This is a genomic window from Pedobacter sp. AC212 (assembly GCF_979258625.1).
Genome location: NZ_OZ409870.1, coordinates 2665404 through 2680678, shown reverse-complemented (window position 1 = coordinate 2680678; position 15275 = coordinate 2665404). Strand labels below are relative to the sequence as shown.

At 38.3% G+C, this 15275-nt stretch carries 8 protein-coding genes; 2 read left to right on the top strand and 6 right to left on the bottom strand.

Features of this window, described 5'->3' with window-relative positions; genetic code table 11:
- Positions 1-295: 295 nt before the first annotated feature.
- Both ACZZZC_RS11600 and pbpC read left to right on the top strand, forming a co-directional pair.
- Positions 296-5887: an alpha-2-macroglobulin family protein gene (locus ACZZZC_RS11600; RefSeq protein WP_463486098.1), complete on the top strand. Its 5592-nt coding sequence runs from the start codon at positions 296-298 to the stop codon at positions 5885-5887.
- Between the two features lie 239 nt (positions 5888-6126).
- Complete coding sequence (gene pbpC / locus ACZZZC_RS11595; protein ID WP_463487277.1) at positions 6127-8499, top strand: penicillin-binding protein 1C; 2373 nt, start codon at positions 6127-6129, stop codon at positions 8497-8499.
- 265 nt (positions 8500-8764) lie between these two features.
- Here pbpC and ACZZZC_RS11590 read toward each other — a convergent pair whose 3' ends face one another.
- The 6 genes from ACZZZC_RS11590 to ACZZZC_RS11565 all read right to left on the bottom strand — a co-directional run bounded on the left by ACZZZC_RS11590 (position 8765) and on the right by ACZZZC_RS11565 (position 15023).
- A complete protein-coding gene (locus ACZZZC_RS11590; protein ID WP_463487276.1) occupies positions 8765-9457 on the bottom strand; it encodes a lysoplasmalogenase in 693 nt (230 codons plus the stop codon).
- A complete protein-coding gene (locus tag ACZZZC_RS11585; RefSeq protein WP_463487275.1) occupies positions 9447-10664 on the bottom strand; it encodes a sterol desaturase family protein in 1218 nt (405 codons plus the stop codon). The genes ACZZZC_RS11590 and ACZZZC_RS11585 overlap by 11 nt, the downstream gene beginning before the upstream one ends.
- Positions 10665-10976: 312 nt before the next feature.
- Positions 10977-11168, bottom strand: a complete 192-nt coding sequence (locus tag ACZZZC_RS11580; protein WP_463486094.1) for a hypothetical protein — start codon at positions 11166-11168, stop codon at positions 10977-10979.
- On the bottom strand, positions 11165-12352 hold the full coding sequence (locus ACZZZC_RS11575) for a GAF domain-containing sensor histidine kinase (RefSeq protein WP_463486093.1): 1188 nt from the start codon (positions 12350-12352) through the stop codon (positions 11165-11167). The genes ACZZZC_RS11580 and ACZZZC_RS11575 overlap by 4 nt, the downstream gene beginning before the upstream one ends.
- A gap of 157 nt (positions 12353-12509) precedes the next feature.
- Positions 12510-13934 carry a glycoside hydrolase family 125 protein gene (locus tag ACZZZC_RS11570; protein WP_463486092.1) on the bottom strand — a complete coding sequence of 475 codons (1425 nt, stop codon included), beginning with the start codon at positions 13932-13934 and terminating at the stop codon, positions 12510-12512.
- 12 nt (positions 13935-13946) lie between these two features.
- On the bottom strand, positions 13947-15023 hold the full coding sequence (locus tag ACZZZC_RS11565) for a glycoside hydrolase family 76 protein (protein WP_463486091.1): 1077 nt from the start codon (positions 15021-15023) through the stop codon (positions 13947-13949).
- Positions 15024-15275: the final 252 nt, after the last annotated feature.

Below are 15275 nucleotides of genomic sequence, written 5' to 3'. Positions count from 1 at the left end.
GGTGATTTGTAAACTTATCTAAATCCAACGAAAAGTACAAATAGAAAACGCTAAAGGAAGTTCAAATGTGTAAAAGTATCAAGCAAATCAATACAAATAATAGTTCGAAGCGGGCAGAAAATAAAGAAGTTTCTACAAATATACATCTGGAAAAAATCGATAATTAAAAAAGAATAGCTTTATGGATATACAAATTTTAAGTAGCTAAATCCCAACAAGACCCTAATTTTCAACAAAATTCAGTTTAACGAGAATTTTAGTTTATTTTGAATCACATCTAATCAGCATTTAGAAAATGGAACAGCCCTCTACCTATCAATCATCCTCAAAAAAGAAATTTATTTTTATTGGATTACTGGCGATTTCAATTGCAGCAATTCTCTTTATTTATTTTGGTCGCAAGAAAAAAACAAATGAAGAGAACCAGGCTTATGCAAAATACATTGAGGCTTATACCTCAGGTACCATCTCAAAAAAGAGTTTTATTCGGGTACATTTAGCCAATGCTGCTAGTGGAATGCAAGATTTAGGCAAGGCTGATTCAAGAGACTTATTCGATTTTTCGCCATCCATCTCTGGAAAAACCTATTGGATAGATCCGCAAACTGTGGAATTCCGTCCAGATGAACCTATGAAACCAGGCAAAGAATATGAAGCTACTTTTAAACTCTCTGAAGTTTCTGCCACCGAAAAAGGTTTGGAAGATTTCGATTTTGAGTTTAAGGTGATTACGCCTGGCGTGATGCTTTCCCAAAATGGTTTGGTTTCTCAAAATAATACTTCTATGGATTACATGAAGTTAACCGGAGAAGTAGCAACGGCAGATGCTGAAGAAATTTCTAAGATTGAAAAGATCATTGAGCTGGATTTTGATCAAAAATTAAAAGTAAAATGGCAACACGACCCTGCGAAAAACATTTCGAAATTCACTATCGATAGCATTAAGAAAAAGGCATCCGATCAAACTTTGAAAATTGAATGGGATGGAGATGCCATTGATGCTGACCAAAAAGGTGAAGAAGAAATTAGAATTCCTTCTTTAAGCAAGTTCGAAATTTTGGATATGAAAGCCATCCAAGGTGAAGAAGATTACGCTTTGGTGCAATTTTCGGAGCCGATTGGTGTAGGGCAAGATTTAACCGGATTGATTTCACTTGGTAACCTGAGTGATTTGCGTTACACCATAGATGCCAGCCAGGTTAAAGTTTACGCCGCTGAAGAGCTGAAAGGCGATTATATTTTCAACGTGAACAACGGCGTAGAAAATATTAATGGCAAAACGTTAACAGGTGGAAAAACAGCAAATCTGGTTTTCGAAGACAAGATTCCTTCGGTAACTATAGCTGGTGGAGGAACAATCCTGCCAAATTCAGGTAAGTTGGTTTTGCCTTTTGAGGCCATCAATTTAAAAGCTGTAGATGTAACGGTAATCAAAATATACGAAAATAACATCCCTCAATTTTTCCAAACCAATAGTTACAAAGATGGTAATGAACTCCGACGGGTAGCTAAGCCAATCCTTCAAAAAACAGTTCGTTTAGATGAGGATAAATCTTTAAACCTTCATAAGAAAAATCGTTTCACTTTAGATTTGGATAAGATGATTCGTACTGAACCGGGTGCTATGTATCGGGTTACCATTGCTTTTCGCCGAGAATATAATGCCTATAACTGTAAAGCCGGTGAAGAAACGGCAGGCGATGGAGACGGCGAAGAAGAATATGGAGATGGCGATAGTTACGGGGAGAAAATTGACGAAGATGACGATTTTTGGATGCGTTATAACAATTATTACCCACAAAACTATCGTTGGGCTGATAAAGATAATCCATGTACCTCATCATTTTATACCACCCAACGTTGGGCCAGCAGAAATTTAATTGCATCGAACATTGGTTTGGTTGCGAAACGTGGAAATGATAATAGCATGCTCATTGTAGCCACTGATTTATTAACGGCAAAACCTTTAAGCGGTATCGATCTTGAATTAATGGATTATCAAAAGCAAATTATTTTTACCACTAAAACAGATGGAGATGGTTTTGCCAGATTCGATTTGAAACGACAACCATTTCTTTTAATTGCAAAAAATGGCTCGGAGCGTGGCTATTTAAAATTAGATGATGGAAGTTCATTGCCATTGAGTCGCTTTGATGTGGGTGGTGACGTTGTTCAAAGTGGTTTGAAAGGATTTATTTATGGAGAACGCGGCGTTTGGCGTCCGGGCGATAGTTTATTTGTGTCATTTATATTAGAAGACAAGCAGAAAAAATTACCTGCCAACTATCCAGTGACCATGGAGTTCTATAACCCGAAAGGGCAGTTATATAAACGGTTGATTAACGGCAAACCGTTAAATGGATTTTACAGTTTCAAAACTTCAACCGAAAATACCGCCCCTACTGGAAACTGGATGGCAAAAGTAAAAGCTGGTGGCGCTACATTTACTAAAACGCTTAAGATTGAAACGGTAATGCCCAACCGTTTAAAAATTGATTTTAATGTAGGCAACAGAACTTATTTGAGTTCTGGTACATCTGCGGCAACCTTAACGGCTAAATGGCTTTTCGGTTCTCCGGCGCAAAATTTAAAAGCTAAGGTTGATGTTAACTTAAATACTACCGAGACCAAGTTTAAAGGTTTTGAAGGTTTTAGTTTTGATAATCCTACCATTAATTTCGAATCTCAGGTAAAAACTATTTTCGAGGGTTCTTTAAATGGAGCTGGAAGTGCCCAAATCAATACCAATTTAAATGAGAACAATACTGCTCCGGGGGTTTTAAGAGCCAACTTTACTACAAAAGTTTTCGAGCCAGGTGGTAATTTCAGTATTGATAACTTCAGCATTCCTTACCATGTTTATAAGAGCTATCTTGGTGTCCGTCCGGAAAAAGGCGATAAGCTAAGCGGTATGCTGGTAACTGGAAAAGATCATAAAATTGACATCGTAAATGTAAATACTGATGGAAAATTATTGGCTGGAAGTAAAACTGTTCAAATAGAATTGTATAAAACGCAATGGCGTTGGTGGTGGGAACAAGATAACCAATATACCTATTCAAATTTTACTCAAAACCAATACAATAAGTTGGTCGAAACGCACCAGGTGAATTTATCAAACGGAAAAGGCAGTTGGAATTTACGGATCGATGAACCAGAATGGGGTCGTTATTTGATTCTAGTTCGGGATGAAAATGGTGGTCACGTAACCGGAAAATCAGTTTATGTAGATTGGCCGGGATGGGCACAGCGTGAACAAAGTGCAAATCCGACAGAGGCATCGATGTTATCGTTTACAGCTAACAAAGGAAAATTTACCGTTGGCGAAGACATTACTTTAACTATTCCAACCGCAAAAGATGGCAGGGCACTAATTTCTATCGAAAATGGAAGTCGCGTTTTAAAAACGTTTTGGATTGATACCAAAGCCGGCCAAACGCAATATAAATTTAAGGCAGAAAAAGAAATGGCGCCAAACGTTTTTGCGAACATTACCTTGTTACAGCCTCATGCGCAAACGGTAAACGATCTACCAATCAGGATGTACGGTGCAATACCTATTTCTGTTGAAGACCCGCAAACAATTTTGAAACCAACAATTAAAATGTTGGATAAAATTAAGCCTGAAACCGAAAATACGATCACCGTTGGTGAACAAAACGGCAAAGCCATGACTTATACCATTGCTTTGGTTGATGAAGGCCTATTGGATTTAACACGTTTTAAAACCCCAGATCCACATGGTGCATTTTATGCACGAGAAGGTTTAGGTGTTAAAACATGGGATTTATTTGATTATGTGTTGGGTGCTTGGGGTGGAAATCTGGAACGCATATTAAGTATTGGTGGCGATGGAAGCATTAATAAAAATCTAAACCCTGCAAAGGCAAATCGATTTAAAGCGGTGGTGAAATTTATGGGGCCATATACGATTGGTAAAGGCGAAAGCAAAACGCATAAATTCAAATTACCACAATACATTGGTGCAGTAAGAGCGATGGTAGTTGCCGGACAAGATGCCGCCTATGGTTTTGCAGAAAAATCGGTTCAGGTTAAAAAGCCTTTAATGGTTTTAGCTACCCTACCGCGGGTTATTGGTCCGGGTGAAACGTTTACGTTACCGGTTACTGTTTTTGCCACAGAAAACAACTTGAAAAACGTTTCTGTTCAACTTCAAGCGAGTAATTTAATTGTACAGGGAACAAATAAACAACAACTCTACTATCAAAAAACTGGTGAACAAATGGCTTATTTTGAAGTTAAAGCACCAGATAAAGTGGGCATCGCAAAAGTGAAAGTGACTGCTCAAAGTGGCAACGAAAAAACGGACTACGATGTAGAGATGGACATCAGAAATCCTAATCCTTATATCACCAATGTGGTGTCGGCTACCGTTCAACCGCATACCAAATGGGCGGTAAACTATCAACCTATCGGGATGGCAGGTACCAATTCGGGTTCACTGGAGGTTTCTTCAATTCCAGCTATTAATTTAGGCAAGCGATTGGGTTACTTAATTCAATATCCTCACGGATGTATTGAGCAAACTACTTCGGGTATTTTCCCTCAATTGTATCTGGATAGATTAAGTCCTTTAAATGAACAGCAAAAAGCCAAAACAGAGAAAAACATCAAGGCTGGAATTACCCGATTGAAAGGTTTCCAAACCACTGATGGAGGCTTATCTTACTGGCCTGGCGAAGGCAGTTCTGATGAATGGGGAACTAACTATGCTGGTCATTTCTTAGTGGAAGCTCAAAATGCTGGCTATACATTACCAGTTGGTTTGCTGGATGAGCTGTTACGTTATCAAAAAACAAAAGCTGCAAATTGGGCTCCTAATAGCAATAATTTTTACGGCGGAGATTTATCTCAGGCATATCGTTTATACATGCTTGCGCTGGCAAAAAAACCAGAAATGGCTGCAATGAACCGTTTGAAAGCATTCGAATATCTATCAGTGGCCGCAAAATGGCGATTAGCAGCGGCGTACAAATTGGCCGGACAAAGCAATGTTGCCTCCAATATGATTAGTGGATTAGACACTTCAATTCAGCCTTATAAACAGCTCGGAGGCACCTATGGTTCTGACGTTCGCGATCAGGCAATGATTTTGGAGACACTTACATTGCTTGGCCAAAAAGCAAAAGCGGCGAGTTTACTTCAACCATTGGCTGCCAAACTGGGTGAAAATACCTGGTACAGTACGCAAACAACGGCCTATAGTTTATTGGCTATTGGTAAGTTCTGCGGTTCTAATCAGTCATCAAATAAACTACAATATCAATACGTGTTAGATGGAAAATCAGTTCCTGTCAATTCAGATCAATATCTGAATAGCACTCCAGTTAGCTTCAAAGGCAGTACGGCTTCGATCACCAACAATGGCAATAACGTGTTGTTTGTTCGTTTGGTTTTAGAAGGACAACCTGTTGCAGGTCAGAATAACTTTTTACCAAACAGACCTGAAGTTTTGGATATGAACGTAAGCTACAAACGTTTAAACGGAACAACTTTAGATCCGACAACATTAAAACAGGGAACCGATTTTTATGCTGAAGTAGCTGTAAAAAATCCAGGAAGAATGGGCTATTACGAACAAATGGCGTTAACCCAAATTTTCCCTTCGGGTTGGGAGATTATCAACACTCGTGTTAATGATAACCAAAGTATCCTGGCTTCATCTCCATTTACTTATCAAGATATTCGTGATGATCGGGTTTTTACCTACTTCAATATCAGAGAAAACGAAAGCCTGGTGTACAAAGTATTGCTCAACGCGTCGTATGTTGGAAAGTATTATCTATCGGCAGTTCAATGTGAGGCGATGTATAACAACGATATTTCAGCAACACAAGCTGGAAAATGGGTGCAGGTGGTAAAATAGTGGTTTCTTTAAGAAAATTCACGCCATAATGGCGATGAAAAACCACCCCCTAACCCCTCCTTAAAAATAAGGAGGGGAATTAGACACTGCGGGTTGAAAATTTTACAATAATTTTTAAGCTGGTGGGTTTAATCCCAAAACCAATAATAAATACAGAAAATTACCCTTATTTCTTACAATTCCCCTCCTATTTTAGGAGGGGTTAGGGGTGATAAAGCAAATCGATTCTTACAAAACCAATGAGCAAAATCCCAAAAGCATTTTTAATCGCCGATATCGCTTGTTTGGTCATGCTTTTGGTTTTTCTTTTTTCCTTACCTTCAAAACTCTTTAAATCTCCCACCTCTTTTGTTATTGAAGCCAACAATGGAAATTTGCTTAGTGCTGCTATTGCAAGCGATGGTCAGTGGCGTTTCCCCGTGGCTGATTCAGTTGCGGTAAAATTTAAAACCTGCATTATTGCTTTTGAAGATAAACGGTTTTACGATCATTTTGGCCTTGATTTTTTAGCGATGGGCCGAGCCATGCGACAAAACTTTAAAGCCAAAAGTGTTGTGAGTGGAGGCAGTACGCTAACCATGCAGGTAATTCGATTGTCGCGACAGCAAGACCGAACCATTTGGCAGAAGTTGTTAGAAGTGATTTTGGCTTTACGCTTAGAATTAAAGTATTCAAAGGAAGAAATTATAAATCTTTATGCGGCCAATGCACCCTTTGGCAGTAATGTTGTCGGGTTGGAAGCCGCAAGCTGGCGCTATTATGGCCGTGATGCTAAGACACTTTCCTGGGGTGAAATGGCCACTTTGGCTGTTCTTCCAAATAGTCCTTCACTGGTTCGTCCAGGCAAAAATTCTGTCCGTTTAATAAAAAAAAGAAACGATTTGCTGGATAAATTAGCTAGGCTGAAATACATAGACCAACCTACTGCGAATCTATCTAAACTCGAACCTGTTCCTGGCAAACCTCTTCCCTTACCTCAAAACGCACCCCATTTACTTAACCGGTTTAAAGCAGAACGAGCAAGTCTTGAGATAAGTTCTACCAAGATTAGATCGACACTGAACGAAGATATTCAACTTAAGATCAATTCAATTTTAAAGCGATACAATAACCGATATAGAGCAAACGACATTAACAATATTTCTGCGTTGGTGCTGGATGCAAAAACCGGGCATGTGGTTAGTTATGTTGGAAATATCTATCAACCTGAAAATGCGGATCTGGAGAGTCATGTAGACATGATTAAAGCACCACGCAGTCCGGGGAGCACACTGAAGCCCCTTCTCTACGCAAGCATGCTCAATGACGGATTTATCTTGCCCCATACTTTGGTTCCTGACATCCCGACTCAAATAGCCGGATATTCTCCGCAAAACTATGATTTAGGCTACGATGGTGCAATCTCAGCTGATAAAGCATTGAGCCGCTCCCTGAACATTCCAGCGGTAAAAATGTTGCAGCAATATAAGTATGAACGTTTTTATGATAAGCTAAAAAAGCTTGGAATCGGCACTTTAAATCAACCTGCCGACCATTACGGTTTATCGTTAATTTTAGGTGGTAGTGAAGTGACCATGTGGGATTTAGCCAATACGTACATGGGCATGGTTCGTACGTTGAACCACTTCAACACTTATAAAGGTTTGTATAATCCAAACGATTATAATCAAGCTACTTATTTTGCTTCCGATAAAAAGGATGAGAAAGATTATCAACGCAATTCATTTTTAGATCATGGTGCTATTTGGGCCACTTTTAATGCTATGGAAGAAGTAATGCGCCCTGGTGATGAAGGTTTATGGGAGCAGTTTTCATCCTCTCAAAGAGTGGCGTGGAAAACAGGCACGAGTTTTGGCTTTCGTGATGCCTGGGCGGTTGGCCTGACACCCAATTATGTGGTCTGCGTATGGGTGGGCAATGCCGATGGTGAGGGTCGCCCGGGGTTGGTTGGTATTGAGGCTGCTGCACCGGTTTTGTTCGATATCTTTAGGTTGCTGCCGAACGGAAAATGGTTTGAAACCCCAACTACAAAACTTCGAAAAACTAGAGTTTGCAAACAAAGCGGTTACAAGGCAGGAGAAAATTGCCCTGATGTTGTGAATGAATGGATCCCAGCGTCTGGCGAGAAAACAGCAGCCTGCCCTTTTCACAAACTGGTTCACCTGGATAGAACTGGAACTTACCGGGTAACCGACCAGTGCGAAAGCGTAACCAATATGCAACACAAAAGCTGGTTTATTTTGCCGCCAGCGATGGAATATTATTATAAAATTAAAAATAGCGATTACAAAAGCTTACCTGCATTTATGATCGGCTGTGAGAACAACGGCGGTAATAATGTGATGGAATTGATTTATCCTAAAAACGGTGCAATTGTTTATATCCCTTTAGAACTCGATGGAACAAGAGGTAAAATCGTATTAAATGCTGCACATCGGAATCAGAATTCCAAGATTTACTGGCATATCGATAATGAATACATAGCAACCACCAGCAATTACCATCAATTGGCTATTAGTCCGGCACCAGGGAAACATACCTTAACTTTAGTTGATGAAAATGGAGAAAGATTAGTACAGGTTTTTACTGTCTTAGATAAGGAGAAAAAGTAGAAGGATTAAAGATCAAAATTCAGAAATTAAACCACAGATTTTCATAGATAAGCACAGATTTACAGCTATTTTTTGCCGTTTTACTATTCATTGCCGTTGACTTCAGTCAACGGTTGCTTGTTGGCTGAAGAGGTATTTTTTTGCAATTTCTTGAGTTTAATAAACCCGATAGGATGAATCGCGATTTTTCATCGGGAGAAAGGATAGCGGGACTGCTGTAACCGATAATTGCAGAACACTGCTTTCCAAAAACTAAAAGCATTTCTTAAATCTCCGTCTTCGTAACTACTAACTTCCTTTCTACTGTTCCGTAGACAATTAAATATTGAGCAATCATATAAGTTGCCATAATCAAAACGCCTGCCTGTGGAATGGGTAGTGCGAATTTATTCACGGCCAGCGCACTATCTGAAAGCAGGAAAAACAAGGCTCCGTAAACAATCAATTTGTAACTAAAGATATTTACTTTACCGTATCGATTTACTGCCATTATCGCCATGAAAGTGATAATAATGGCGTAAAATAAAACGGCAAATTGCATGGCGCCAAGGAAAGGTTGTAGGTAGAAAAACAAGCCCACACAAAAAATGATCAAAGCACCTACAACCCATAAAAAAAATCCATTTTTTAGGCTAGGGTTTGATTTATGATCTAGAATGAATGCCCTGATATAAAAAATGTGGCAAAGTAAAAAAGCGATTAATCCGTATATAAAAAAACCAGATCGACCTGTTTGCAGCATCAAAAATATATCTCCTGCGAGGGCAAAAATCAAACCTGTAAAAATACGTTTATGGAACCTGCCTTTAAGATTTGTGCTTAAGTAAAGCCATGCCAGAAGAGTAATAACAATTAGCGGTTTGGAGAAGTTACGCAATTGGATATTGCCAACTGTTTCTGCATAAAGCTGGATAATAAATACGATTGCAAAAATAATAGAGAATAACTTAGTTTTCATCAGTATTAGGGTTTGCCTGTTGCAAATTGAAGAACCAAATTACGGATATTAACTGTATGCCTGCAAATATTACTTGATAGCCTATTGGAAATTTTAAAACTACCACCAAGAGAAAACCAAGTGCTAATCTAAAATATTCAAATTTTGCTAACCATCGTTTCTGCTCTAGCAAAGCGCCACATGTTGTTAATGTACAAAGTGTGAAAACAGCACCTGAAACGAGTGATATCGTATCTAATTTGGCATAAGAAAACAATATTACTGATCCAGCAGTCAAGGCTATTAGGAATTGAACTAAGACATATCCCATAAGCTTTGACTGAAATTCGGGATTATACTTTTTGTAGCTTGTTGCATCTATTTCAGGTGCATTTTGAAAACCTCCCAAATGATCAGGAAACCATCCCGGAGGCTTGATAAAAACCTTGATCTTGTCGCTTATTTTTGGTGATTGCCGAGCTGTTTTAACTAAATCATCCCAATAATGGAGGTTTGCCCAAAAGGGATTCCAGCTTGCCAAAGGTTTAGTGATCCCATAATAAACTTCTTCTTCTTCCTTTTGAAACGTACCAAAAAGCCTATCCCAAATAATGAGCGTACCTGCATGATTTTTATCAATGTATTTTGGGTTGGAGCCATGATGAACACGATGATGCGACGGCGTGTTTAGGATATATTCTAGAAAACCCATTGATTTGATGGCTCTTGTGTGAATCCAGAATTGGTACAAAGTGTTGAAAGAACTTAACGTTAAAAACATTATTGGGTCGAAACCTGCAAAGGCTAAAGGCAAATAAAAAACCCAGCTAAACCAACCTTGAAACCAGCTTTGTCTAAGCGCTACCGTCAAGTTATATTCTTCTGATTGATGGTGAACAATGTGTGCCGCCCAAAGTGCATTTACCTGATGGCTCATCCGATGAAACCAGTAATAGAAAAAATCAACACCTATGAAAAGTATGATCCAAATCCAAATGGTTTTTGGCAGATCAAACAAGCGCCAATGTTCGAAAATATATTTATAACCAAAGAACAAGGCTGTTTTCATGAAAATACCTGTAAGCTGCTGCCCTATCCCCTGACTTAAGTTCGAGATGCTATCGTTTAGCCTATAATAATTCAACTTTTTATAAAAGTTATAAGCAAGCTCTATCCCAATCAGAATAAAAAATACAGGAACAGATAAAGCGATGTAATCTACTTTCATAAATAAAATATTTGGTTAGAATATTTTTACAATTTAAAAAATATTTGCGATTAGTTAAATTATATCGATCAGAATATGAGATGCTTTTGTGCTGGAACTTCATCAAAAAATCAAATACGATGAAGTTTAAAAATACTATCGCCACCAATTTGTATTAGAATTACAATGCTTGAAGAGGAAGCTTTTTGAAGTAGCTGGATGGAACTCGCAAATAAGATGAATTATCGGCATAATTACCTGTTGGACTTGCAGTTTGCGATTGTTACCTATCAAATTGTAATAAGTAATTTAATCTTCGGCTACGGGATTTAATCAACAAACTTGTTTTAGCTTTCGCACTACAATTTCCCTTTGGCTATCCAATCCGAATAAAAATTGTAAAAACTCATCAGTTTCCTGAATTTCTATTTTCGTAATTTTACCAGAAGCGTTCGCATTTTCAATGTATTGCCCCAATTTGAGTTCTAACAGTGTCGATGTAGGAAGATCATCATTTACAATCATTTTAAAGTCGGTAGAATAAGCGTAAAACAAGTATTATCTTCGTTAGAGGTAACCTCAAGTGATCCACCGTGTGCTTTTGCAATTTCAGAAGAAATGTACAAACCTAAACCAAGTCCTTTTTGGTTTGGCTCTACCTCTCCCCTCGAAAAGGGTTGAAATAACCTTTCCATTGCAGCCTCAGGTATTTTTTTACCAGGATTAGCTACGCAAAGTGTAAACTGACTTTCATTGGTTACCGCCGAGATATCGATAGTAGAATCTGCTGAACTATAAGCCAAGGCGTTGCCCAACAAATTAGAAAACAGTTGCGCAATCCGCTTTCCATCGGCATGAATGGGATGTGCAATATCAAAGTTCAGTTTCATTTTCTTATCAGGAGAGATGGCGTGAATCTCTTCGATAACCTGGTACAAAATCTTTTCTAAATCTTCATCAGGAGTTGGAGAAATGTTAATCCCGCCTCCCAATCTGCCGCTTGCAAAATCGAGCATATTTTCAATTAAGCCGTTCATCCGGAATGAAGAATCTTTAATGATGTTAACCAACTTTTGCGTTCGATCTTCGTGATTGATACGGGCCAACAATTGCGCACTATTAGAAATTGCATTTAATGGATTGCGTAGATCGTGACCTAAAATGGCAATAAACTGTTCTCTAACTTCAGCGGTTTCCTTCTCAATTTTTAAAAGCTCTTCTGATGCCGCCAATTGATCCATCGTATCTAAATGAAAGGCAATCAAATCAGCAAACATCTTAAACATCCCTATTATGGTGGGGTTGTTAAGTTTAGCTGGTTTAGGATCGATGGCGCAAAGTGTACCGAAGAAATCACCATCTTTTCTTACGATTGGAACAGAGATATAACTTTGAAAGCCGTACATTTTTGGCGTATGATGATTAGCAAACTGCTCATCTTCGGAAACATGATCGATAATCACCGGATCATGATGTTGCCTTATTTCATTACAAATTGTGGTTTCTAAATCTAATTCCCCACCAGGAATCAAACCAAAATTTATTTTGTCATTAACGGCACAAACCACCCATTTGTCTGAGGTTACTCTGGCAACTGCAGAAAAACCCATGCCTGTAGCATTGCAAACTATTTCTAAAATGTTTGCAACTGCAGGAATTTTGCCAATTGATTCTATATCAGCAAGAATGTTATTGTTATTTGTTTGCAAGTGTTAATAGGGATAATGTTGCACAATTTACAAAAATAAATTCGGGAAGAAAAGCCGCTTACTTTTATAACATTCGTTTTACACAAGATACCCGATCAGCTCTCAAAACCTAAATAAAATTTGGCTGCCGAATTAAAACAATCGGGCAGCCAAATATTTATGCTTTTAACAAGTTCGGTCGTTCGTGGTAAGTTCTCCATAATAACTCGCCGAATAGCGTGTTTGACCAAGCAAACCAGGCACGGGTAAAGTTTGCCGGATTATCTTTGTTAAACGATTCATGCATAAAACCTTTTCCCGCATGAGTTTTACGAAGCGTATCGATACAATATTTGATTTCTGTATCGTCTTTTGAGGTTAAAGCCCTCATGGTGATACTCATTGGCCAAATCATATCTTGACCAGCGTGAGGACCGCCGATACCTTCCGCAGCGGTGCCTTTAAAAAAGTATGGATTATCTTTTGAGAGTGCAAATTTTCGGGTGTTCTTGTAAATAGGATCATCAACACTCATGGCTCCTAGATAAGGTAAACTAAGTAAGCTTGGCACGTTAGAATCATCCATTAGATAGGCACTCCCGAAACCATCAACCTCGAAGGCATAAATTTTGCCATATTTTGGATGATTGATAATGGCATGTTTTTGGAGCGCAGCACTCACTTCACTTGAAAGATTTAACAGGCTGCTTTCTAATGTTTTATCAGGCTGTAATGCCTTGATCATTTCTGCAGCTTGTTTTAAACTTGATACCGCAAAAAAGTTGGATGGAACCAAAAATGGGAAAATAGTTGCATCATCACTCGGACGGAAAGCCGAACAAATTAAGCCAACAGGATTTACCGGAAAACCATAACCTGCCATTGGCAATGAATCTGTCGGTTGAGTGGTTTCACGTTGAAAGTGATATGGTCCTTTATCCGCTTTGCGTTGCTGCTCTTTGAAAGTTTTTAAGGTGGCTTCAATGCCTTTTTTCCAATCGGCATCGAATGGAGTTTTATCACCAGTTTTTTTCCAATAATGATAAGCTAAACGAATCGGATAACATAAAGAATCGATCTCCCATTTACGCTCATGCACACCAGCCTGCATGGCAGTTTTATCAGTTTTCCACTCACCTACCTTATTTGGATCGCCATAAAAAGCATTGGCATATGGATCTTTTAATACACATTGAGTTTGGTGAATAATTACCCCAGCTATAAGTTTTTTTAGTGGCTCATCTTCATTAATAAATTGAAGATAGGGCCAAACTTGCGCAGAGCTATCGCGAAGCCACATCGCATCGATATCACCAGTGATTACATAAGTATCGGGTCTGCCTTTTTTTTCCTCGTAATAAACAGTGGTGTCCAAAGTATTTGGAAAACAATTCTCGAAGAGCCAGGCTAACTCTGGATTTTTAACATTCGATTGGAATGTTTTGATAGCAGCATCTACTGCTTTGCTTTGAAAATGTCTCTTCCCCGCTGTAACCCTTACTACTGGAAACTCAGGTACAAGATCTGCTGCCAGAGAAAATTTTGATGCCAAAACCCCAGCGCCTAATAAACCGGTGTTTTGTATAAATGTTCGTCTTTTCATTATGGATGTTTATTATAATTTGGTTAATTTAAGTTGCGCCAACCGGGCATAATATTCCAGCATTGCCGCTTGCATAATTAGCAATTTGTTTTTTTGTTTTCCTAAGAGGTCGTTGTCATCTCGTTCTTCCGCCCAAATTCGCTCGCCTTCATCAATTAGAAATGATAGTCGACGAGGATCTTTTTCAACTTCGAACAACTCGAGATAACCACGCATTAAAACAACATTGAACCAATAATGGTCGCCAAGTTTATTATTGCTGTAAAAATGTTTTTGGGCATTACCGGCAATAAACTTCGCCTCATCTAAATACTTTTTATCTTTTGTAATTTGATAAAGGATTACATTGGCTTGCAACATTGTACCAGTGTTGTATGTGTATGTTGCCGAGTCTATTTTTGAATTTTTTATGCTGATGGCATCATAAAATATGCCTTCTGGAGATCGAAGCATTTTATTCGTCCAATTATAAACAAGCATCGCGGTATCCAGGTACTTCTTTTGTTTAGTGGCTTTGTATAATTGTAGTGAAACCAAAACATTCGGTCCGTTTGAACAGGTATTTTTAGATGTTTTTTCATCCTCTTTCCAGTATAATCCTCCACCAAGTTTTTCATCGTAGCCGGTTAATAGCCATTGGTAAATTTCTTTGGCTTTTGTTAAATAAATCGAATCTTTCGTCCGATTGTATGCGTCCAGATATGCGATTGCAATCCATTGGTTGTCATCGTAAAATCGTGAACTTTTATTGATATACGATTGATAGGATGGCGAGGGAGATGCTGTGGTATAATATTGGTCTATCGCAGAAATTACAGGCTTCATTGCTTGCTTCCTTCCAAGGACCTCAGTTTCATTTGCCGCCTGGATCAAAGCACATAAAGGCCACAGATAGGAATACGGTTTCTCGTGCTTCCCGATGTTTTCCAAATACAAGCCTTTGTCTTTTACTAAAAAATATCTGTTGATATTTTTTTCGATAATATCTACCCTTTTCAAATACTTTTCTGTTTTATGTTGCGCATAACTTGAGGCAACATAAAAAAGAGCAGTGAATGTTAAAAAGAATAGTCTAAAGATGTATCTCATTAATGGCGGTTTTTAAGCAGGCTAATTTTTCAGTGTTAATTAATCTTCACTTAATAATTAATTCCATCGTTTAATAATAAGCTATAAAAATATTCGGTTAGCACTAAAAACAAATATTAGTATAATTTCATTAACATCAAAATAAAAAAGCCAGTTAAGCTATTCCTAAATCGATTTTCTTGAAGAGGATAAATTTGACTTTGTATGAAATTATTTTTTTGCTTTGATGGGATAATTCTATTAAGCCGAGTG